Below are 21,524 nucleotides of genomic sequence, written 5' to 3'. Positions count from 1 at the left end.
TCGCGAGCAAGCCCGCTCCCACAGGTTTTTCTGTAGACGTTATTTCAGGTTGCCACTAAGGAACTGCTTCAACCGCTCGCTTTTCGGATTGCCCAGCACGTCTTCCGGCGCGCCTTCTTCCTCCACCAGGCCCTGGTGCAGAAACAGCACCTGGCTCGACACTTTGCGGGCAAAACTCATTTCGTGGGTCACCATGATCATGGTCCGGCCTTCTTCGGCCAGGCCCTGGATCACCTTGAGCACTTCACCCACCAGTTCCGGGTCCAGGGCCGAAGTCGGTTCGTCGAACAGCATGACTTCCGGCTCCATGGCCAGTGCGCGGGCAATCGCTACCCGTTGTTGCTGACCGCCGGACAGGAAGGCCGGGTATTGGTCCGCCACACGGGCGGCCAGCCCCACCTTGTCGAGGTAGCGCCGGGCGCGGTCCTCGGCTTCTTTCCTGTCGCAGCCCAGCACCCGGCGCGGGGCCATGGTGATGTTTTCCAGCACCGTCATGTGGCTCCACAGGTTGAAGTGCTGGAACACCATGGCCAGGCGGGTGCGAATCCGCTGTAGTTCATTGGCGTCGGCCACGTGCATGCCGTGACGATCCTTGATCATTCGGATGCTCTGCCCGTCGAGGCTCATGGCGCCGTCGTTGGGTTGTTCCAGGAAGTTGATGCAACGCAGAAAGGTACTTTTACCCGAGCCGCTGGCACCGATCAGGCTGATGACGTCGCCGGTCCTGGCCTTGAGCGAAACACCTTTGAGGACTTCATGGTCGCCATAGCTTTTATGCAGCCCTTCGATGGTCAATTTGTACATGGGGCGTGCATCCTCAAGGCGAAAGTAGGTAGCCGCTGCGATAGGCTTCGGTGCCCGCGACGTGGGCAATCACCATGCCAGCAGTGGCCATGCGGCGCAGCGAACGGGCGTACATCAACCCGGCGGCGGAGCAATGAACGGGAGTGACGCGATCGTTGACCGGATCAATTATCTCGGCGATCAGTTGCCCGGCTTCCAGGTACTGGCCCGGCAACGCGGTGAACACCAGTAGCCCGCCGACGGGCGTGGCCACCGGTTCTACACCGGCCAGCGGTGTCGCCGGATAGGGCAGGTCGGGCAGGGGCGCGGGTTCGCCGGCGATCGCGCCGAAATGGATCAGGTAATCGATCAGTGCCTGGCAATCGAGGCTGGCCAGCGGGTGGTTGACGTCGCCCTGTCCGCGCAGTTCGACGGTCACCGAAAAACTCCCCGGCGGAATGTCGAAGTGCTCGCCGAAGCGCTCCTTCAACTGCCACCAGAGCAGGGTGAAGCATTCGTCGAACGATTGGCCACCGGAATCGGTTGCCAGCAGGCTGGCCTCGGCGCCGATGTAGCGGCCCAGCGGTTCGACCTGCGGCCAGGCTTCAGGTGTTGTGTAGAGGTGTGTAACCGCTTCGAAATCGCAATGCAGGTCGAGCACCATGTCGGCGTCGCAGGCCAGCCGTTGCAAGGTCAGGCGCAGGGATTGCAATTGGGTGTCGGCGGTCTGCCGGGCCAGCGCATCGCGCAGGCTGCTGCGCACCAATTGCTGGTTGTGCTGCGGATCGTCACCGAGCTTGCCCTCGATCGCGTTGCCGACTTCTTCACTGAGGTCGACGAACCAGCGGTTGAAGTTCTGGCCGCTTTCCAGCTCGTAGCGGCCCAGCGGCACATCCATCAGTACCTGTTCCAGACCTACCGGGTTGGCGATGGGCACCAGTACGATTTCGCTGCGCAGGCGACCGGCGGCTTCCAGCTCCGCCAGGCGTTGCTTGAGGTGCCAGGCCACCAGCATGCCGGGCATTTCGTCGGCGTGCAGGGAGGCCTGGATGTAGATCTTGCCGTTGGCCGGTTGTGGGCCGAAGTGAAAACTGTGGATCTGTCGTGCGGTCCCCGGCAGCGGGGCCAGCAGGTCATGTTTCTGGTGGCGCATCTGTTGTTTCCTGAAGCAGGTTGAGACCTAGTGGGTCGGCCCGAGGAAGGCCAGCCATCGACGTTCGGCAAGGCGGAACAGGCCTACCAGCGCAAAAGTGACGGTCAGGTAGATCAGCGCGGCAATGCCGAACGACTGGAAGGTCAGGAAGGTCGCCGAGTTGGCGTCCCGCGCGACTTTCAGGATGTCCGGGATGGTCGCGGTGAAGGCCACGGTGGTCGAGTGCAGCATCAGAATCACTTCGTTGCTGTAGTACGGCAACGAGCGACGCAAGGCCGATGGCATGATCACGTAGGCATACAGCTTCCAGCCGGTCAGACCGTAAGCCTTGGCCGCTTCGACTTCACCGTGGTTCATGCTGCGAATCGCCCCGGCGAAGATCTCCGTCGTGTAGGCGCAGGTGTTCAGGGCGAAGGCCAGGATCGTGCAGTTCATTGCATCGCGAAAGAATGCGTCCAGTATTGGCTGGGCCCGAATGGCGGCCAGGCTGTAGATCCCCGTGTAACAGATCAATAACTGGATATAGAGCGGCGTGCCACGGAACAGGTAGGTATAGAACTGCACCGGCCAACGGATGTGGAAGTGCGGCGATACACGGGCGATGGACAGCGGGATCGACACGATAAAACCGAAGAAGATCGAAGCGCTGAGCAGCCACATGGTCATGGCCAGGCCGGTGATGTTGTTGCCGTCGCTATAGAGGAAGGGTTTCCAGTATTCCTGCAGGAGTTCGATCATCGTACGGCCTCCCGGGTCCCGGCGGAGTAACGACGTTCGAGCCAGCGCAGGATGACGTTGGATGCGCTGGTGATCACCAGGTAGATCAGCGCGGCAAGTACCAGGAAATAAAACAGCTGATAGCTGCTTTTACCGGCGTCCTGGGCAGCCTTGACCAGATCGGCCAGGCCGATGATCGACACCAGCGCGGTGGCCTTGAGCATCACCATCCAGTTGTTGCCGATACCCGGCAGGGCATAACGCATCATCTGTGGGAACACCACGATCCAGAAACGCTGGCCGCGCTTGAGGCCGTAGGCGGTGGCCGCTTCGACCTGACCCCGCGGGACTGCGAGAATCGCGCCACGGAAGGTTTCGGTGAAATACGCACCGTAGATGAAGCCCAGGGTAATGACCCCGGCACTGAACGGGTTGATCTCGATGTATTCCCATTCCATGAAATCGGTGAACGATGTCAGCCAGGTTTGCAGGCTATAGAAAATCAGCAGCATCAGGACCAGGTCCGGAACGCCGCGAATGAGGGTGGTGTAGAGCTGGGCAGGCACGCGCATCAGTTTGGCTTTTGACAACTTGGCACTGGCGCCGAGCAGCCCGAGCAACACGGCCAACAACAGCGACAACGCCGACAACTTGATCGTCATCCAGGTGCCTTGCATCAGCAGCGGACCGAAGCCCTTGAGGCTGAACGCAGAGAGCCCCAGATTTTCCAGTAGGTTTTCGAACATAAATCAGCAACCTGATCGGATGAAAAAAGCGCCCATCGCGAGATGGGCGCCGGGCATTATTTGCCGCTGTACAGATTCAGATCGCCAAAGTGTTTCTTCTGAATGGTGGCGTAGGTGCCATCATCGTGTAACGCTTTGATACCTTTATCCAAAAGTGCTTTCAGCTCGGTGTTACCTTTCTTAATACCGACCGCTGTTTTGGCCGGCAGCAGTTCATTGTCGACCGGCTTGCTGACTTCGTAGTCGGCACCCTGTGGCGACTTCAGGAAGCCCAGTTCGGCTTGCAGCATGTCCTGGATCCCTGCATCGAGACGACCGGAAGTCAAGTCAGCGTAGACCTGATCCTGGTTGGCGTAGGCCTGGGTTTTTACGCCGGCCTTGTCCAGAATGGCTTTGGCATAGGCTTCCTGAATGGTGCCTTGTTCGTAGCCGACGGTTTTGCCCTTGAGGGACGCGACGTCTGCGGTCACGCCGGAACCTTTCTTGGACACGTAAGCGGTTGGGCCGGAAAACAGCTCGCTGGAGAAGTCGATGACTTTTTCACGGGCCGGGGTCACGGTCATCGACGAGATCACACCGTCGAATTTATTGGCTTTGAGGCCCGGAATCATGCCATCGAAGTCACTTTCGACCCACTTGCACTTGACCTTCAGCTCGGCGCAGATCGCGTTCCCCAGATCGATGTCGAAGCCTACCAGGCTGCCATCGGCCGCTTTTGACTCAAACGGTGCGTAGGAAGGGTCAACGCCGAAACGCAGTTCTTTGTACTCCTTCGCCATGGCGGAGCCAGCAGCCATGCACAACGCCAGTGCAGAAAGGGTCAGCAATGCTTTTTTCATTATTCAATCCCTAAGAACCAATATGAGCGCTTGTGGCGCAGAATTATTGTTACTGGAAAGCGTAAGACCTATTGAAAGTAGCAATTTCCGAACCAGAGTGCCGAACAAGCGTTTTAAAAGGTGCTTGGAGAATGGTCGGAGACAGATTTATGCACGAAAACGGGCGCAGGGAAATGGCCGCACTCATTCGGCTCAAAAAGAAAAAAATCCGGTATGAGAAAAAGTCTTGGCTGAGCAGATTTTACAGGGTCGTCAAACTATCGGCTTCGTCGACCGACTTGTCCTCGCGCCAGCGCAACATCCGCGGAATGAGGTTGGCGCGGGGCGAGAAGTTGGGGGGCAATGACAACCACCTGTGGGAGCAAGCTCGCTCCCACATTGGCGGTCATTTACCTGGAGTCAGCGTCAACCGTGCCTTGCCATAGGTGTTGTCGAAGTTCTGTGGCTGCATCGGCAGGCTCATGTACTGGCCCTTGAGCCACGGTTCGATGCTGTTGAGGTAGTTCGGGCTGGCCGGGTTGCCGGACTGGCCGGTGCCGTTCTGCGCCATCAGCGGTTCGGACTGGCCGAAGTCGACGATAAAGCGCATGGCTGGCGCCAGCGTGGTGTTGAAGTCCTGGCCCCAGGTAAAGGCAGCGGTGTTGAGCGTGGTGTGATCGCCACCTGCCGGCAGCGGACCGCGTACGGTCTGGCCGCTGGTGTTCTTCCATTCATAGCGATGCAGTTTGCCCCACTGCCAGGCTTTGTGATCACCGCCCAACTGGCTGTCGCCTGCGCTGATCGCTGCGGCGAGGCTGCGAGCGAGGATGGCCGGTTTGTCTTCTTTTTGCGCGGTGCGCACGTCATCCCAGAACGGGCTGTCCTCACGCCCCAGCAAGTGATCGGCCTGGGCCGCGTAGGACAACTTGCCGTCGGCGACAAAGGCCTTCCACGCCGGGCTGCTTTGCGGGCCCAGTTCGTCGAGAAAGATCTGCCGGGTGCTTTCCTGCAGGAACAGTTCGTAGATTGCCGCATCGGTGGAGGTCGGGTTGAGCTTGCCGTCAAACGCCATCAAGCGGCTGTAGGCTTCGTGTGCCTTGGCGCGATCGGCCGCGGGCAAAGCGTCGATGGCTTGTTTGAGCGGCTGGGCCATGCCCGGCGCTTCGAACATTTTCTTCAGCTTGGCAGCGAAGGTAGTGGTCTGGTCGTATTGCATGGCGATCAGGCTGCGGCTGTCGTGTTTACCTGCGCCGGCCAGTTCGGCCAGGCGCTCGCCGCGCTCCGGAGCGGCCCAGGAATTGGACAACTGCATGCCGTAGCCATGGGGAATGACTCGCTGGTTGGCGGTGCCGAGCCAGCCTTGGGCCGGGTCCTGGTCGTACGGGTGCAGCATCGGGTCGGCATAACCGTCCCAGTCGTAACGACCTTCCCAGCCCGGCGAGGGCAGCAGGCCTTCGCCTTCGCGGCGGTTCGGGTAACGACCGGTGACTTGCCAGCCGATGTGGCTCGCGTCGGCAAACACCAGGTTCAGCGCAATGGCGCGGATTTCGCGGCTGGCATCCGAGGCTTTCTCTACGCTCTGGGCGCGGGACAGGTCGAAGAACGCGTCCAGGGATTTGTCATCGGTGAAACTCGGCGTCTGCAAGGCCAGGCCGAAACCATTGGCCAGCGTGGTGCCCTGGGCGCTGTTGAGCAGCGGGCCATGGCGGGTTTCGTACACAGCTTCGCGAATCGGCCGTTGGCCTTTTACGAAGTAGGTTTCGTTACGCACGATCGCCGGTTGCCACTTCCCGGCGTTTTCGTAGGTGAGCCCGTTGCCCTGGCGTTTGATCTTCTCCAGGAACAGGTCCTGGTTGTCGCCCATCACGGACGTCATGCTCCACGCCACTTTACCGTTGAAACCGCCAAGCACCATCGGCAGGCCCGCGATGGTCACGCCGGACGCCTGATACTTCGGCGTGTGAATCTGCACGTAACTGAACAACGAAGGCACGCCCAGCGGGCCGTGACTGTCACTGGCCAGCAGGCTCTTGCCACTGCGGCTGCGTTGCGGGGCGATGGCCCAGTTGTTCGACGAGGTGGCGCCCAGCAGGTTCAGGTCCGACAGTTGCCCCGTGGCTTTGCTGAGTTCGGCCAGCCCCGGCACTTGCCCGTTGAGCTTGATGCCTTGCAGTTTTTCGCTTTCGGCGACCGGCAGTTTTTCGTCGGGAGCCGACGGCGTCAGCCATGCCAGTTTGTCGGTGGTGACGGTCTGGGCCAGTACCAGCGAGGAAATTTCTTCCGGCAGGTTGGTCGATTGGCTGAAGTTCAACAGGCAGAAAATCAGCGCCGAATCTTCCGGTTGCCAGTATTCAGGCTGGTAGCCGGTGGCGGCCAGATCCGCTGGCAGCTTGTCGCGGTAGCGGAACAGGTAGGCGTTGACTCCCCGCGCATAGACTTCGAAGAAACGCTTGAGGCGCGGCGAAGAGGCCTTGTACAACTCGCCGGCACTTTTCTTCAGGTTGACCGCCCGCATGTAGCGGTCGGCATCCAGAAGGTCTGCACCGTGCATCTCGGCCAATCGGCCCTGGGCCAGCAGGCGCAGGGTGACCATCTGCGTGATGCGGTCGCTGGCATGCACGTAACCGAGGGTGAACAGCGCGTCGTGGAAGCTGTTGCTTTCGATCAGCGGCATGCCCATGGCATTGCGGCGCACCGAAACGTTCTGCGCCAAGCCCTTGAGCGGTTGCACGCCGGAGGTCGGCGGGAGGGTGTCCTGGGCGTTGAAGCTCTGACAACCGGTCAGGCTCAAGACGCCGGCCACTGCTGCGGCAACGCCGAACCGGGGTAGAAAATGAGTAAGGGCTGGCGAGGCCATGGCAAAGCTCCTGCGGGGGTAGAGGCGGCGGCGCGCAATAAAGGCGCTACGTTAGTGAGCAGGAGGTGGCCGTGCAAGCGGGGTACAAGGTTATTTCAGGATTTGTCTGATAAACCCAAAAAATCGCAGCCCTTGCCGGTCGCAATGGGAGATGTTGAAGTGCGACTCGGTCAACAATCCAGGAGAACAGTCGGCATGGAGCTCAAGACAAACGCGGCACTGATCATCATCGATCAACAAAAAGGCATTCTGCATCCAAAGCTCGGCCGCAGGAATAATCCAGAAGCCGAAGCGCGCATGCTGGAATTGCTCGGCCATTGGCGGCGCACCGCTCGGCCGGTGATCCATGTGCAGCACCTGTCCCGCTCAGTGGACTCGGTGTTCTGGCCGCAGCAGTCGGGGGTGGAGTTTCAGCAGCGGTTTCAGCCAATGGCCGGTGAACGCCTGATCCAGAAGCAGGTGCCGGATGCGTTTTGTTCAACGGGGCTGGAGGCGCAGTTGCGCGAGGCGGGGATCGGGCAGTTGATCATCGTGGGCGTCGCGACCCACAACTCGGTGGAGTCCACGGCGCGCACCGCGGGCAACCTGGGGTTTGATACGTGGGTGGCCGAGGATGCGTGCTTTACCTTCGACAAGGTTGATTTTTTCGGCCATGCCCATCGCGCTGAAGAGGTGCATGCGATGTCGCTGGGGAATTTGCATGGCGAGTATGCGACGGTGGTCAGCAGTGCATGTGTACTAAAAGGCTGACTGAAAAACCTGTAGGAGCAAGCTTGCTCCGGGCGGCGTTCCGACGATGGCGGTCTGACTGACACATTGATAGTTAATGTGCTGCCGTCATCGCGAGCAAGCTCGCTCCCACAGGAGGATGCGGTGATTCAACAGGCGATATCGATATCCGCCCGAAGCATCAGGCGCCGTGGCACTTCTTGAATTTCTTGCCGTTGCCGCATGGGCACGGATCGTTGCGGCCGACGTCTTTCAGGGCGTTGCGCACCGGTTCCTGGTGAGCGTGGCCGCAGTTCGGACCGTGGACATGGCCGTGGTCGTGATCATGGTGGTGATGGTCATGATCGTGGTTACAGTCAGGGCCGTGGACATGGGGTTGCTGGGTCATCGGTGTTGCTCCGGAATTAAATCGGCGGCGATTATCACGCCATTGCGCGCCAGGTGCACGTAGTGGGCGATGAATATACCGGTTTCCAGTTCACCTTCCAGACGATAGGGAATGGGCTGATCGGATTTTTTCAGCAGTTTGGCCATTTCACGGACCTTGGACCACAGGTTGGTGCGGATCGGCACCTTGAAGTAAGTGCTGTGCCTGGGGCCGATGGTGAACCAGTGTTCGTACTCGCCGTCGGCCAGCAGTATGTCACCCAGGTGAACGCGGTACTCCAGACTGCGCACGGTCAGGTCGCTGTCGTTGGGGTTGTCGATGCGAAAATGCAGGAGGAATTTCTGTTCCAGCAGTTTGGCGCTGACCACCTCGATCTTCACCAGATGGACTTCGGGGTCCGGCAAGTCGTCGTCGAACCACGATGCACAGCCACCGAGTCCGAGTGTCAGGAACAAAGTGAGTAGATAAAGTGCACCGCGCCGGATGATCATCGTAGTGTTTCTCCCTTGAGCCACAGTCTAGACCCAAAAGATCGCAGCCTTCGGCAGCTCCTGCGGGGTGGACAGGCATTCCATGTCCTAACTGCTGAAATACCCCGCACAACACTTCTTGAACTTCTGCCCACTCGCGCACGGACAGGCGTCATTGCGTCCGAGCTTGAGCGGCACGGTGGGGTCGATGAAATACCAGCGGCCGGTGTTTTGCACAAATGACGAACGCTCGCGGTGGCTGTGCTCGCCGTTGCTGTCGTGCCACCGCGCGGTGAAAGTCACGAAAGCGTGTTCGGGCTGGCCGCCCAGCACTTCGGAGCTTTCCACCTCAAGCCCCAGCCACGTACTTTGCGAGCTCCAGTCGCTGATCGATTGACGATCCAGGCCGGCCTGTTGGGCGGGCAGGGTGGTGGCCACCAGATAGTCGACCAACCCCAGCACGTAGGCGCTGTAGCGCGAGCGCATCAAGGCTTCTGCGCATGGTGCCGGGTGCCCGGCATGGTAATGACCGCAGCAGGCATCGAGCAGGGTGCCGCTGCCGCAAGGGCAAATGGATGTACTCAACCATTCCGGAGCCTTACTAACAGTTACATGTGTTTTATCTTCCATAAATCAGTCACTTACCTAATTTAACTTTTTTTATGTTTTTTACGCGTGTAACGAGTGAGTGGTTGCCAATCTGCACAATTGCAATTCCATAGTAACCTTTCATTTTGAGCTCGTCTGAAGTGGAGGCTAGGCCATGACGGCCATTTATGTTTGGAGGTTCTGCACCCCAAGTGCCGGTTAGCCTTCCGAGGTCTCGATTTCGACTCACTCTTGTTCGTTTCCAGTCGGACTGATGACGGTTAAAAATCAGTGCGCAGCGTTGGGATGGCAAGACGCACTACAGTGCGAACCAGCTCACTAGGATGGCCGTTCCTTTCTGAGCCTAAGAGAGCGAGTCGGATCGTTACATCAAGAGTTTGCCATTTTTCATAGGTGAGCCGCATCGAATCACCCGCCTCATTAAGCACATTAGGGAAGATAAGCGCGGACAATATTTCCTGACAACCCATTCGCCCATGGTGCTGCGCGAACTCACGGTGAAGGACCTTTACATCGTCCACAGCAAGGGCGGTGTGGTTCAGATCATTTCTGCTGCTCAGAAGGGGCTCGAAGAACACGAGGTTCAGGGCAAGATTCGCTCGAGCACGGAGGCATTCCTGGCGAAGAAGGTCATAGTGTGCGAGGGCGCTACTGAGGTGGGCTTCCTGAGAGGCTTTGACGACTACCAGATAGAGAACGAAAAAGATCCGTTTTCGTTCCACGGCGTAGCGCTACTGGACGCGAAGGGAGCCAGCAAAGTGAAAGCACTGGCGAAAGCTTTTAAATCACTTTGCTATGACGTGTCGGTGCTAGCTGATGGCGACGCGGAGAAGCAGTTTTCTACTGCCGATGCGGCAGAGCTTGTTGCATTGGGGATTCCGACCTATGTGTGGAGCGACAAGCTTTCACTTGAAGAGCGAGCTTTCCAAGATCTGCCTTGGGACGATGTATTGGCCAGTGTGACGCTCGCTCAAGATGAGCTGGTTTACCCTGTATACGACCAGGTGCGATCACAGCTTCTGGAAAACCTGGACAAAGATATTGGCTCGTGGACGGAAAGCCCCAAGCTACGGTCCGCTATCGGTGTAACGGCGAAAAACTCTGGTTGGTTCAAGGACACCACCAGAGGCGATTTGTGGTTCAAGGCTATCTGTCCAGCCTTCCAAGACGCTGCCTTCGGCAAGAAGAACCTTGCGCTTGAACTCAGCAAGCTTTGGGAGTGGTCAGAGCGTGTCTGATGAACTGGCGATCAAGCTCAACGACTGCACAACCAAGGGGTATGTGATCGCGCCTGCTGGGTAGCCATGGGGCAAGGGCGGTCGCCTTCTACCGTGTGCTCCCGCCCCACTCCGGTCGAGAGGACAGACAGCAGCCATAAGCAGCCATTGATACGTTAACTACTTGGTGCCAAACCGCCGCCCAGTCGAGTCTATCTTTGGCAGCGCTCGGCTTTTTTCAGGCTAAAAATGAAGGCTTGAGAGTTCTGCCTGGGAAGAGCCAGTCAGAACCTCAAGCCTTAAACCCCTAAAGTGTTGATTAGGGATAAAACTGGTTTTCTAAACGCCCTCAGCCTTTCCTGACATAACCCGCAGCTTCAATTTCGACTTTGGCATTCTGCGGCAGGCCGGAGATCGCCACACAAGAGCGAGCTGGGCGACGGCCAGGGAAGTGACAGATATAGATTTCGTTGAACGCAACGTAGTCGTCCATGCTAGTCAGGAAGATGGTCACCTTCACCAAGTTGTCCACGGTGCAATCTGCCGTCGCCATTACTGCTTTCAGGTTTAGGATCGCTTGATCGGCCTACTCCACGAAGTCATCCGGCACCGAGCCATGAGCCATAGCGCCCGCTTTGCCAGAAAAAGAGATCCAGCCATCCTGATGGATGAAATCGGAATACGCCTTTTCCTTTTACATGCTGCCCTCTCAATCAAATCTGCTGGGTGTTTACGTAAGTTGCTGGTACATCAGGCTCCTGCAGGGTGACGTTTGATCAGTGGGGCACGGACAGGTACTCGGAAAGTAATACTTCAATGCTTCGTGCAGCCTGAAGGACCCTCGCGTCATGACCATTCAAACCACAAATGCTCAGTCCAATAGCAAGCTCCCCCGGGAGATGGCACGGTACACTAATAGCGCAACCATCGATGAAGTTGATGACGCTGGTGTTGCGAAGTACTAGTGCATTGGTGGCAAAAAAAAGCTCGTCGTTCTTTTCAAGTTCTTTCAATAGCGGCGCCGTGCATGCAACGGTGGGCATCAACCAGACGTCAAAATCGCTTAAGCGAGCCTTTGCCTCTTCTGATAAACGACGCCGATGACCTATCAATTCAAGGTAATCTGCGGCGCTCAGCGACGCTCCCCGTCGGATTCGCTGGGCTACACGTGGGTCGTATCTTGTATCGAGTTCGCTTTGTAGCCAGTGCTGATGAAAGTTCCAAGACTCCGCAGCAGTCAGTCCACCTGACTCATTAATGCTCGGCAACTCGCAAAGCTCTGAAAAATCAAACCAGTGAATGACAGCCCCAGCATCGTTAAGCAATTTCAGCACGCGTTCAAACGCAGCGCCTACTTCACGATCAAGATTATCCAAGACAAAGTCCCGTGTTACCGCCACACGTAATCCCCTTAGATTTGCAGGCCGTGTATCAAGCAATTGGCCTGAAAGCACCTGATCCAGCAAGATGCAATCTGCCACGCTATGCGCTATTGCACCGATCGAGTCTAGGCTTTCTGCCAAAGGCAGCGTCCCCAAAGTAGGCACCCGCGATGCAGTTGGCTTGAAACCGACCAAGGCGCAAAATGCTGCTGGTATCCGTAAGGAACCACCCGTATCAGTGCCGAGTCCGGCGACCGCCATATCGAGCGCGACACTAACTGCAGCTCCTGAACTTGAACCACCAGCGATCCGATCATTGTCGTAAGGATTCACGGGCGTGCCGTAATGTGGATTGAGGCCTAGTCCTGAGAAAGCGAACTCGCTCATGTTGGTTCGACCCAACATCACAGCACCTGCGGCGCGCAGGCGCGCCACAGCGAATGCATCATCTAACGCAGGTGGAGCTTGTGCCAGCAGCGATGATCCAGCTGTAGTCACCTGACCCCTGACGTCGAAGAGATCCTTGATCGAAATGGGCAAACCGGCCAGTGGGGATAATTCCCGACCGGCTGCCCGATCCATATCACTGGTTCTCGCAGCCCTCATGGCGGCCTCACGATCCACATCCACATATGCACAACCACCGTCATGGAGATGACGTTCAATACGTTCCAGTGCATCGCTGACCAATTGGACACTACTCGTCCATCCCGTCGCTATGTCGTTGACTAATGAGCTGATTGGTTTTATGCCGAGTGAATGCGCCATACCGGAATACCTATTCATGATAACCATCAAGCCTGTGATAGGAAGGCGGCGAGTCGGCTGTCCGTTTCACCAAAAAGGCTTTCAGGAGCGCCCTTGGTAACTATCGCACCGTTCTCCATGAACACGATCCGATCAGAAATCTTGCGTGCAAATCGCATTTCATGGGTCACGATGACCATGGTCATACCTTCGTCAGCAAGCTTCTCAATTACGCGTAGTACTTCGTTTACAAGTTCAGGATCTAGGGCGGAGGTTGGCTCATCAAACAGCATGATGCGAGGTTCCATCGCCAGGGCTCGGGCGATCGCAACACGCTGTTGCTGCCCGCCAGACAATTGATGTGGGAACTTGTTCGCATGGCTCTGCATGTCGACTTTACGCAGTGCAGCCAAGGCTTTCTCACGAATTACGTCGCGATTGCCCCGCCGATGATAGATCGGCGCCATCATCACGTTGTCAAGGATGCTGAGATGAGGAAACAAGTTGAAATTTTGGAACACCATACCGATGTCCATAATCCGGCTATGGAAATCACCAGCCATTTGGTAGTGCCCTTCTGGGGCGCCAAGCCAAGGCTTACCATCAAAAACAATTGCGCCTCCATCAATATCTTGCAAAGCATTGATAGTACGAATTAGCGTGGTTTTTCCAGAGCCGGACGGCCCAATAATACTGATTACCTCTCCTTCATGGACATCGAGCGAAACATCGTTCAATACACGTTTTGAACCAAAGGATTTTGATATTCCGTGCATGTCGATTACAAGTGACGTTTTTAGCTTTCGCAGTGGTCGAATGCTTGCAGTTGGAGTCGCATTTTCTATTGGTAAGCTAGGATCGGCCAAAGTTTGTTTCTGTCGGCGTAGCGAAACGTCCAGCCATGCCTCAAGACGCGCAACAAGAAAACTGAATACGCTAACGATTAGAACGTAATACAAAGCAACTACGATTAACGTGTCAATAACCTTGAAATTTTGAGTGTAAAGCCGTTGCCCTACCAGAAGCAACTCATTCAAAGAAATGACTGAAACCAAAGAGGTCAGCTTAACGATCGTAATGAATTCGTTCGACAAGCTAGGTAGTGCGATACGAAACGCCTGCGGAACAACAATAAGTCTGAGTCTTCCTAAATAACGAATCCCAAGAGCACGCCCGGCCTCCTGCTGTCCTTTCGGCACACCAATAAGACCTCCGCGGTAAATCTCCGCCATATAGGCCGTTTCACTCGCTATCATAGCGATTAGGCCCGCGGCAAAAGGATTAGATAATGCTCCTTGCAGCTGTGGAATAAGTTGCGGTAAGTTGTAAACAAAAATCAATAAGACTAATAGAGGGAGGCTGCGAAAGAACCAAACATAGACTTCAGCCGCCTTGCGCACTGCCAGTGTCGATGATTCCTTTGCAAGTGCCAGGCATAGGCCTAGCAATAATCCGGCACCCCAAGTCAAAATACTCAAGGTTACGACATTAATACTTGCCAACCAAAAATCAGCATCCAGCAGCAATGTGAATATATATTGTAAATCAATCATCACTAGTCATCCCCTAACACGATAACATCCGCAACTTCAGATGACCTGAAGTTGCGTAACAACAAAGTGCTGCAATCAATTTTCTGACGCAAGGACTTTTGCTACCTCATCCGGGCTTGGCTCGGAAATGTTATAGGCCTTGAGAAGTTCGTAATATTTACCATTGGCTTTTATTTTGGCGAATGCCGCTTCCAAGCCAGCTTTGAGATCGACGTTGTTTTTGTTGAGCCCAAGCCCGCCAAGCACGGGGAAGATGTTTTCCTTGCTTGAAATCATCACTCGCCCGGACGTCTTTTCAACAGCCATTTTGATAACTGCAGAGTCATCGGTTTGTGCGTCGATGTTGCCCGAAAGCAGGGCTTGAGTAGCTTCAGGTGAGCTTGGAAATTCTCGAATATCGATTATCGTCCCTTTGGGGGCGCACAATTCCTTGGACAATTGCTCTAATTTCGGTTTATAGGCAGCGCCTTTGATAAAGCCAATACGCTTACCGCAAAACTCCTCTGGAGTAAGTGGCTTGAAACTACTGGTTGACAAGACAGCAATTGAAATCCCTGTTTTCATATAGGGAATGAAGGCGATCTGTCGAGAACGCTCGGGATTGATATAAAGAGCGGACGCAATCACATCAAACTTGTTGCCGCTCACGCCGATGACAAGGTTCTCAAAACGGGTGTCTACCGATGCCACTTTGAATCCACCGGCATCCGCTAGGAGCTGCATGAACTCCGGGTCAAATCCCGCTGGTTTTTTATCAAGGAAGTAGTCGTACGGAGGATAAGTCAAATCTCCACCGACTCGAATCGTCTTTCCGGTCAGGTCCGCTGCAACAGCAGCCCCAGCACCAAGCGAAAAAAATAGCGCTACCAGCGTTGATGTGAGTTTGTTATTCATTTTTGTTGTCCTCTACATAGCTTGTCTTCAGGGAAAGTATGTATTGCCCAAGGGCCGCTATTGATGGGCCAAAGCGCAAACAATGATGGTTGGCGAAAACCAAATTCTATCTCGCGTTCCTCCTTCGCATTCGCTGTCCTGAAGATCATGACCACGCCTAGGATTAGGCACAAACTAAAAAAACCGACAGATATGTAACCTGTGCTTACCTATTGATAAAAATGCACAGCTTTGGTGCAGCCTCCTTTGATGCGTGGATTAGGCAGATGAGCAGTCGAATAAAATCAAAGGTTCTATAGAACACCCAGCCCACGCCTAAAACACCCAGCCCGTGCCTAGTAGCTGCGCCCAGGAAGGTCTGACTGGTAGGTAGGCACCTCTTCGGTAACTGGCCAGCTATAACCATTGCTAACAAGTCCAACAGCAATTATTGATTTTCTCGAATTGTATTTACGTGGATAGTTTGATCGTCGGCGGCGACTCTTCCGCCGAATTAAACTCGACGTGGATTAATATTATGTCGCAACGTCATCACAGTTCTCGTGCTTATAACGCGGAAATCCTGACCAGGAAACTTGTGGTCTACGCCGCTGATAAACCTGAGTTTTGTAAGGGTGTACCAGAGTCATTTAAGGGCTCCTACTCCGACCTCGGCTCAGCAGGTCTATCACTGCTCGAAGATAACTTGCCTATGCCGGTAGCCTTGCTTAAAACGGCAGCTATTAGCGCCAATCGAGACTGGATGCATCGCTTCCTCGACTTATCCGGTTTGAAGATCGCGCCGCATGGCAAAACGGTGATGTCACCTGAAATTTTTCAGATGCAAATGGAAGACGGTGCGTGGGGAATTACCGCTGCCACGGCTCAGCAGGTCGCATTTTTAGCAGGTGTGGGAATCCGTCGCGTAATTCTTGCGAATCAACTAGTTGGCACCGAAAACATTCGCCTCATCCTGGATATTCAGGAGGCTCACCCTGATTTAGTATTCCATTGCCTGATCGATAGCCAAGAGGGGGTCGATGCCCTTGCAGAGGCCGCCAAGGCGAGGGGCAATGCCACCATTAATGTATTACTAGAAATGGGGGCATGGAGTGGGCGTACGGGGATCCGCACGGTAAACCAAGCTCTGTCGCTGGCGCGCCATGTTCGTGACCAAGGGCCATGGCTAGTGTTAAGCGGCATTGAGTGCTACGAAGGCATTGCTCCAGGCACCTCCCATCTGGAACGTGAAGAAGCCGTCTCAGACATGATGGCGAGTATGTGCGATCTCACGTCGCGCTGCGATGCTGAAAACCTGTTTTCCTCTGACGAGATATTGCTGACTGCTGGTGGATCTGAATATTTCGACATAGTTGGTGAAGCATTGAGCGCCCTTAAAACACGTCGACCAGCTAACGTAGTCATCCGCTCTGGATGCTATATCGCTCACGATAGCATCGCTTACGAGCGTGCATATCACCGATTGGTCGAGCGCTCAAAGACAGCACGGGAAGTGGGTCACCCACTCCAAGCAGCACTGGAAATCTGGGCAGCGATTCAGTCTCGCCCTGAATCGGGCCTTGCCTTCGCTACCTTGGGCAAGCGCGACATTTCCTACGATTGGGATCTGCCAACGCCTCTCAAATGGCTTCGACCTGGAGTGATGTCTGCCCCAGCTCCGCTACCCGCTGGCCACCGGGTCACGAAACTCAATGACCAGCATGCATACCTTGATATCCCTCCGGACTCGCCTCTTAGCGTTGGCGACCTGGTGGGTTTCGGAATCTCCCATGTCTGCACGACTTTCGATAAATGGCGCTGCCTTTTATTAGTCGATGACAACTACCGCGTCACCGGTGCGGTTCGCACTTTCTTTTGAGGAGGACTTTTTATGTTGAATGAACAAACGCAACCCGATCATTCTGCTGACATCCTGATGCATCTGCCCAGTCATCTAGAACAGCCTTATGGGACTAAGGCGCGCATTGGGTTGATTGTTCTGTCTACCGACCCAGTTATCGAGCGCGATTTCCATAAGCTCGTGCCCGGCGATGACATTGGTGTGTATTCGACTCGAATCTATCTGGAGACACCGAATAGCGATCGAACTTTGACCGCGTTGCAGGACGAGATCGAAGAAGCGGTCAAGCTCATCATCCCTGATACCCGGCTCGATGCAGTCGTCTTCGGTTGTACAGCTGCCTCAACCTTGATCGGACCTGATCAAATCGCCGCGAGAGTGGCGCGAGGTCGGCCAGGACTCGCAACCACCAATCCAGCCACCGCCTCACTTGCTGCATTGCGTCGTCTAGGGGCAAAAAAGATTGTTTTGGTGACACCCTACACCATGGAGATGACCGCCAATGTGTGCAAATTCCTTTCGGAAGGCGGCCTGCAATTCACTTCAGTCCGTGCCATCGGCTGTGACACTGATGACGCCATCGGCAGCGTCCCTGCTTCTGTCTATGTGGATGCCGTACGCCAGTCCGATCTAGCCGGGGCAGATGCGATCTTCATTTCGTGCACCGTCACCAAGGCCCTGAGCGAAATTGAAATGCTCGAAGCCGAGACCGGGTTGCCCGTGGTTACAAGCAACCAAGCATCTTTCTGGCATGCCCTGACTCTTGCTGGTTGGAGTACCCCTATTAATGGCTACGGCCGTTTACTTCGCGAAATGTGGTGATCAGATGACTATAAAAATGAGTGAAACTCTGGAACTTACTCGTGCCTTGATTGCGCAAAACACAATTTATCCGCCTGGCAACGAAGTAAAAGCAGCTTCCGTTGTCGCTGCAAAGCTCAGAGAAGAAGGTATTGGCTCGATTGTTTATGAGATTTTGCCGCATCGCACCAACTTAGTGGCGCGACTTAAGGGTACGGGGGAAAAGCCTGGTCTCGCGTTCTCCGCCCATTTCGACACGATCGATGTCGACCTCAAAAAGTGGTCAGTCGACCCCTTTGCTGGCGAGATGCGTGATGGTCGCCTGTACGGCCGGGGCACCGCTGACATGAAAGGTGGAATGGCAGCAATGACCATGGCGATGATCGCGATCGCCCGCTCGGGCACCCCCCTTAAAGGCGATCTCGTACTCACCTTTTCGGCGGCGGAAAACTCCGACTGCCTCGGCGCCAAACGCCTTGTTGCAGATGGGCATCTCGATGGCGTTGGTGCATTGTTGATTAGCGAGCCGTCGGGTAACCGACCACTAGTAACGGAAAAAGGTGCCCTGTGGTTACGCGCTACAGCGACCGGCGATTACACGCACAATGCGTTTACTGAAGACCGCACAGGTGATCGAGGTAACGCAATCATCCGACTCGCTCGCTATCTGGACAAAGTCTACGATCTAACGCTGGATGTGCCCGAACACCGCCACGTCAAGCCTCCGACTATCAACGTTGGCGTAATTCGCGGCGGCCACGAGGCCGCGTTCGTCCCATCCAGCGCATCGGCTGATATCGATATTCGCATGGCGCCTGGTCCTTCTGCAGAAGCTGTACTCGCTCAATTTCAGGCTATTGCTGGGCCGTACATCAGCTTGGAGATATTGGATCACAAGCCTGCAGTCGACACGCCTGACGACCATCCATTCGTTGAACTTTGCGTCGCCGCTTACCGTGAAGAAACAGGTAGTGATTTGGGCCCTGGGGGGGTTGGGTACTACACCGATGCGGCCATCATTTGCCCAGCCCTTGGTTTGCCCATGGTCATCGTCGGCCCCGGCGAGATCGGGATGAGCGGAGCCATTAATGAATATGTCGATATAGAAAAGCTCGAAACCTCAGCTCTAATTTTTGAACGCATCGCTCGCACATACTTAAGTTAAAGGGAGCTTGATCAAATGACGGAATTACCAGAAGAAAGATTGGCGGCGATGGGACTTGAGCTGCCGACAACTGTACCCCCTCAATTTTCTTATATCTCGACACGCTTTGTTGGAGACTTGTTGTATATCTCCGGCCAAGGCCCACGGGAGCCCAATGGGAGTTACCGTGCCGGCAAAGTTGGTAGTGACGTCAGCGTCGAGCAAGCCTATGCGGATGCACGATTAACAGGCCTGCATTTGTTAGCCGTTGCTAAAGAGTCTCTTGGAAAACTGTCGCGCGTGAAGGCCGTGGTCAAGGTATTTGGAATGGTCAATGCAACCGCGGATTTCGATCGTCATCCACAAGTGATCAATGGCTGCTCTGATTTACTTGTCGAGGTGCTCGGGGAACCTGGCCGCCACGCGCGCTCTGCGGTAGGAGTGGGCTCCTTGCCTCAAGGCATGACGGTTGAGATCGAAGCGATTCTACAAGTGGGGCCCTAGTGGCCGATTCTTGTAGCTCCAATACCGACTACCCGCAAGTATTGCATGCGCCTTGAGAGAACACTCAAAAGGCGCATGCTTGCAAAGAAATTGGGGGGCGGATAGTCTGAAATCACGTTTAAATGACTATATGTAGGCTCATTAAAATGATTTTGCCGCCTCTTAACACGCTTCAAGCATTCGAGGCCGCGGCCCGCCATTCAAGCCTCTCGAAAGCGGGTGATGAATTGAACATTACGCACGCGGCTATCAGTGGACAGATGAAGCGGTTGGAAGATTGGATGGGGCGGAAGCTGTTCGAGCGATCCGGGCGAGGTGTGGTGCTGACCCCGGCAGGATTGGAACTGTACAAAACCGTCGCTCCTTCACTCTCGTCGATTGCCCTTGTCAGCCAGTCGCTGCGTCGTCGAAAAGATAAGAAAAGTCTCACTGTCGCGTGCGTACCATCAATCGCGGCACGGTGGCTGATACCAGCACTGCCAGAGTTTGCGGAGGTGTTTCCGGATATTGAAATTCATGTGTCTTACGCCACTGCGTTTCAGGAGTTCGACCCTGAAATGCATGACATCTTGATCAACAATCGCAGTGACGTCACCGATGCGGCTGAAGTAGTCAAACTCTTTTCGCGCATCAACAAACCAGTCGCTAGCCCTGATTATCTCCGAAGAACTGGTGTCGACGAACGACTTAACGGCGCCCATCTGCTCTATGACGAGACAGTCGCCGACTGGGAGGAGTGGTTCGCTAAAGCTGAGTTGGCGCCGACCGGATTGACGCGTGGGCCGATCTACCAGGACTTCAATTTGCTATCGACTGCCGTAATTGCAGGACACGGCGTAACACTTTGTCCAGTCGAGGTGTTTCGGCGGGAGATTATGCGGGGAGATCTAATCGTGTTGTCGGACATCGCGATACTTGATGACCAAGGTTATTACCTTATAAGCGAGAAGCAGAGTAATCGACTCGTGTCGAAATTTTGTCAGTGGCTGCTTACTGTCTGCGTGAAGAGGGACGCGTGATAAGCAGCGGTTAACCGCTCGCAGAACTGCTGAGGAAAACCTGCAAAACGGCTAATCCATCTCCTCAAGAGAGCTATTCGATATAGGGCCTGACCAAAATAAAATCACCTAGCCAACCAAGTCTCAACATTCTCGAACAGGCCGTTAGCGTTAGACATGTTGACCACAAAGGGTCCTAGCAGAGCGCTTTTCATTTTTATGTTTTATCTGTCTCCCTGCTTAGCTAGCTCAAGCAGTTTTTGTTGCCTAGAGAGCGCTTTTGGATTGCGCCCAGACACCTGTCCGATCTCAGCCTTCGCCGCCTGTTCAATACCCCCGACCACTTGCACCCCACTACCGTCAGAGAGACCTTATTCGCGTCATGGAATAAATGGGTCTGCCTGGCAGACCCAGCCGAACACTAGAAGGATGTAAGCAACGTTTTCGCGGCTGCCTTCAGGATCTCTGCCAATATTTTGGGATCGCCAATTCTGGCCGTTGGACCTGCTACGGAAATCGCTCCTCGAACCTGCTCTTCGCTAATCACCGGCACGGCAACGCAAGTCAGGCCATCGATCAACTCTTCGTCATCCAGCGCGTAACCTTGCTCACGGATTTTGGCCAGCTCAGTCCGGAGCTGCTCTTTTCCAACAATGGTTTTGGGCGTGAATCGCTCTAATCCATGTTCGCAAATTTTCGCAAGAAATTTCGCTTCATTTGAAGCGAGCAGTGCCTTGCCTACTGCGGTTGCATGCAACGGTCCTCGCCAACCGACTTGGGAAAACATCCGAATTGGATGGGGAGAATCGACCCTCGCAAGGTAGACGATACGATCACCATCAAGTGCGGCAAAGTGAGCCGACTCTCCCGTTTTATTTACCAGCTGTTGCAACAACGGCTTTATGCGTTCGGCAAGAGCCGCCTCCGCACCCGCACCAACGCCATGGAAAAGCCCGGTAAGTCGAAGGCTGAGCCGATATGTCTTCTCTTCCTGAATCACCCATTCTTGTTGGGCCAGCGTTTTGAGTAATCGGTAAATCGTCGCCCGCGGTAAATCAAGGGATTGCGCCATCTGACTGACGCCAAGGACATTCTCCGAACTGGCCAGCAATTCAACAAGGCGGATAGCGTGCTCAACGCTATTGATTGTCGCAATTTCACCCATCAGCTCTCT

General features: G+C 55.1%; 21 protein-coding genes. 7 read left to right on the top strand and 14 right to left on the bottom strand.

The window, feature by feature from the left end:
- Window positions 1-39: 39 nt before the first annotated feature.
- The 6 genes from PMI29_RS18195 to PMI29_RS18220 form a co-directional block, all read right to left on the bottom strand.
- The gene (locus tag PMI29_RS18195; protein WP_007996881.1) at window positions 40-804 is read right to left on the bottom strand and encodes an ABC transporter ATP-binding protein; all 765 of its coding nucleotides are present in this window, start codon (window positions 802-804) and stop codon (window positions 40-42) included.
- A 13-nt stretch (window positions 805-817) separates the two neighbouring features.
- A complete protein-coding gene (locus tag PMI29_RS18200) occupies window positions 818-1,936 on the bottom strand; it encodes a succinylglutamate desuccinylase/aspartoacylase family protein (RefSeq protein WP_007996880.1) in 1,119 nt (372 codons plus the stop codon).
- Window positions 1,937-1,963: 27 nt separating this feature from the next.
- Window positions 1,964-2,674, bottom strand: coding sequence for an ABC transporter permease (locus PMI29_RS18205; protein WP_007996878.1), 711 nt, complete (start codon window positions 2,672-2,674; stop codon window positions 1,964-1,966).
- A complete protein-coding gene (locus tag PMI29_RS18210; protein WP_007996876.1) occupies window positions 2,671-3,399 on the bottom strand; it encodes an ABC transporter permease in 729 nt (242 codons plus the stop codon). The genes PMI29_RS18205 and PMI29_RS18210 overlap by 4 nt, the downstream gene beginning before the upstream one ends.
- Before the next feature lie 56 nt (window positions 3,400-3,455).
- On the bottom strand, window positions 3,456-4,238 hold the full coding sequence (locus PMI29_RS18215; RefSeq protein WP_007996874.1) for a transporter substrate-binding domain-containing protein: 783 nt from the start codon (window positions 4,236-4,238) through the stop codon (window positions 3,456-3,458).
- A 385-nt stretch (window positions 4,239-4,623) separates the two neighbouring features.
- Window positions 4,624-7,074 (bottom strand): penicillin acylase family protein, encoded by a 2,451-nt coding sequence (locus tag PMI29_RS18220; protein ID WP_007996872.1) that lies wholly within the window; start codon window positions 7,072-7,074, stop codon window positions 4,624-4,626.
- A gap of 195 nt (window positions 7,075-7,269) precedes the next feature.
- On the opposite strand from PMI29_RS18220, the gene PMI29_RS18225 reads away from it, so the two are divergent.
- A complete protein-coding gene (locus tag PMI29_RS18225; protein WP_007996871.1) occupies window positions 7,270-7,824 on the top strand; it encodes a cysteine hydrolase family protein in 555 nt (184 codons plus the stop codon).
- Window positions 7,825-7,984: 160 nt separating this feature from the next.
- On the opposite strand, the gene PMI29_RS18230 is transcribed toward PMI29_RS18225, so the two are convergent.
- The 3 genes from PMI29_RS18230 to PMI29_RS0130030 form a co-directional block, all read right to left on the bottom strand.
- A complete protein-coding gene (locus tag PMI29_RS18230; RefSeq protein WP_007955014.1) occupies window positions 7,985-8,191 on the bottom strand; it encodes an SEC-C metal-binding domain-containing protein in 207 nt (68 codons plus the stop codon).
- Window positions 8,188-8,682 carry an LEA type 2 family protein gene (locus tag PMI29_RS18235; RefSeq protein WP_007996870.1) on the bottom strand — a complete coding sequence of 165 codons (495 nt, stop codon included), beginning with the start codon at window positions 8,680-8,682 and terminating at the stop codon, window positions 8,188-8,190. The genes PMI29_RS18230 and PMI29_RS18235 overlap by 4 nt, the downstream gene beginning before the upstream one ends.
- Window positions 8,683-8,769: 87 nt before the next feature.
- Entirely contained in the window at window positions 8,770-9,246 is a 477-nt protein-coding gene (locus tag PMI29_RS0130030) for a YchJ family protein (protein ID WP_033052256.1), read from the bottom strand.
- A gap of 500 nt (window positions 9,247-9,746) precedes the next feature.
- Here PMI29_RS0130030 and PMI29_RS18240 point away from each other — a divergent pair, with 500 nt between their 5' ends.
- A complete protein-coding gene (locus PMI29_RS18240) occupies window positions 9,747-10,508 on the top strand; it encodes a TOPRIM nucleotidyl transferase/hydrolase domain-containing protein (protein WP_007996868.1) in 762 nt (253 codons plus the stop codon).
- A gap of 328 nt (window positions 10,509-10,836) precedes the next feature.
- Here PMI29_RS18240 and PMI29_RS18245 read toward each other — a convergent pair whose 3' ends face one another.
- The 4 genes from PMI29_RS18245 to PMI29_RS18260 all read right to left on the bottom strand — a co-directional run bounded on the left by PMI29_RS18245 (window position 10,837) and on the right by PMI29_RS18260 (window position 15,063).
- Entirely contained in the window at window positions 10,837-11,061 is a 225-nt protein-coding gene (locus PMI29_RS18245) for a RidA family protein (protein ID WP_274517871.1), read from the bottom strand.
- Between the two features lie 202 nt (window positions 11,062-11,263).
- The gene (locus tag PMI29_RS18250) at window positions 11,264-12,637 is read right to left on the bottom strand and encodes an amidase (protein WP_177323272.1); all 1,374 of its coding nucleotides are present in this window, start codon (window positions 12,635-12,637) and stop codon (window positions 11,264-11,266) included.
- A gap of 26 nt (window positions 12,638-12,663) precedes the next feature.
- Window positions 12,664-14,172, bottom strand: a complete 1,509-nt coding sequence (locus PMI29_RS32830; protein ID WP_443216449.1) for an amino acid ABC transporter permease/ATP-binding protein — start codon at window positions 14,170-14,172, stop codon at window positions 12,664-12,666.
- A 72-nt stretch (window positions 14,173-14,244) separates the two neighbouring features.
- Window positions 14,245-15,063, bottom strand: coding sequence for an ABC transporter substrate-binding protein (locus PMI29_RS18260; protein WP_007996861.1), 819 nt, complete (start codon window positions 15,061-15,063; stop codon window positions 14,245-14,247).
- A gap of 454 nt (window positions 15,064-15,517) precedes the next feature.
- Here PMI29_RS18260 and PMI29_RS18265 point away from each other — a divergent pair, with 454 nt between their 5' ends.
- From PMI29_RS18265 to PMI29_RS18285, 5 genes are all read left to right on the top strand, one after another.
- Entirely contained in the window at window positions 15,518-16,921 is a 1,404-nt protein-coding gene (locus PMI29_RS18265; RefSeq protein ID WP_202948973.1) for an amino acid deaminase, read from the top strand.
- A 12-nt stretch (window positions 16,922-16,933) separates the two neighbouring features.
- Window positions 16,934-17,725, top strand: coding sequence for a maleate cis-trans isomerase family protein (locus PMI29_RS18270; RefSeq protein ID WP_007996859.1), 792 nt, complete (start codon window positions 16,934-16,936; stop codon window positions 17,723-17,725).
- A gap of 4 nt (window positions 17,726-17,729) precedes the next feature.
- Window positions 17,730-18,869 (top strand): M20 family metallopeptidase, encoded by a 1,140-nt coding sequence (locus tag PMI29_RS18275; RefSeq protein WP_050548070.1) that lies wholly within the window; start codon window positions 17,730-17,732, stop codon window positions 18,867-18,869.
- Window positions 18,870-18,884: 15 nt separating this feature from the next.
- The gene (locus PMI29_RS18280; protein WP_007996857.1) at window positions 18,885-19,352 is read left to right on the top strand and encodes a RidA family protein; all 468 of its coding nucleotides are present in this window, start codon (window positions 18,885-18,887) and stop codon (window positions 19,350-19,352) included.
- Window positions 19,353-19,498: 146 nt separating this feature from the next.
- Window positions 19,499-20,371 carry a LysR family transcriptional regulator gene (locus tag PMI29_RS18285; protein WP_007996856.1) on the top strand — a complete coding sequence of 291 codons (873 nt, stop codon included), beginning with the start codon at window positions 19,499-19,501 and terminating at the stop codon, window positions 20,369-20,371.
- A gap of 400 nt (window positions 20,372-20,771) precedes the next feature.
- Here PMI29_RS18285 and PMI29_RS18290 read toward each other — a convergent pair whose 3' ends face one another.
- The gene (locus PMI29_RS18290; protein WP_007996855.1) at window positions 20,772-21,515 is read right to left on the bottom strand and encodes an IclR family transcriptional regulator; all 744 of its coding nucleotides are present in this window, start codon (window positions 21,513-21,515) and stop codon (window positions 20,772-20,774) included.
- Window positions 21,516-21,524: the final 9 nt, after the last annotated feature.

Source organism: Pseudomonas sp. GM49, assembly GCF_000282355.1.
Classification (GTDB): domain Bacteria; phylum Pseudomonadota; class Gammaproteobacteria; order Pseudomonadales; family Pseudomonadaceae; genus Aquipseudomonas.
This window is presented reverse-complemented; position numbering and strand designations above follow the sequence as displayed.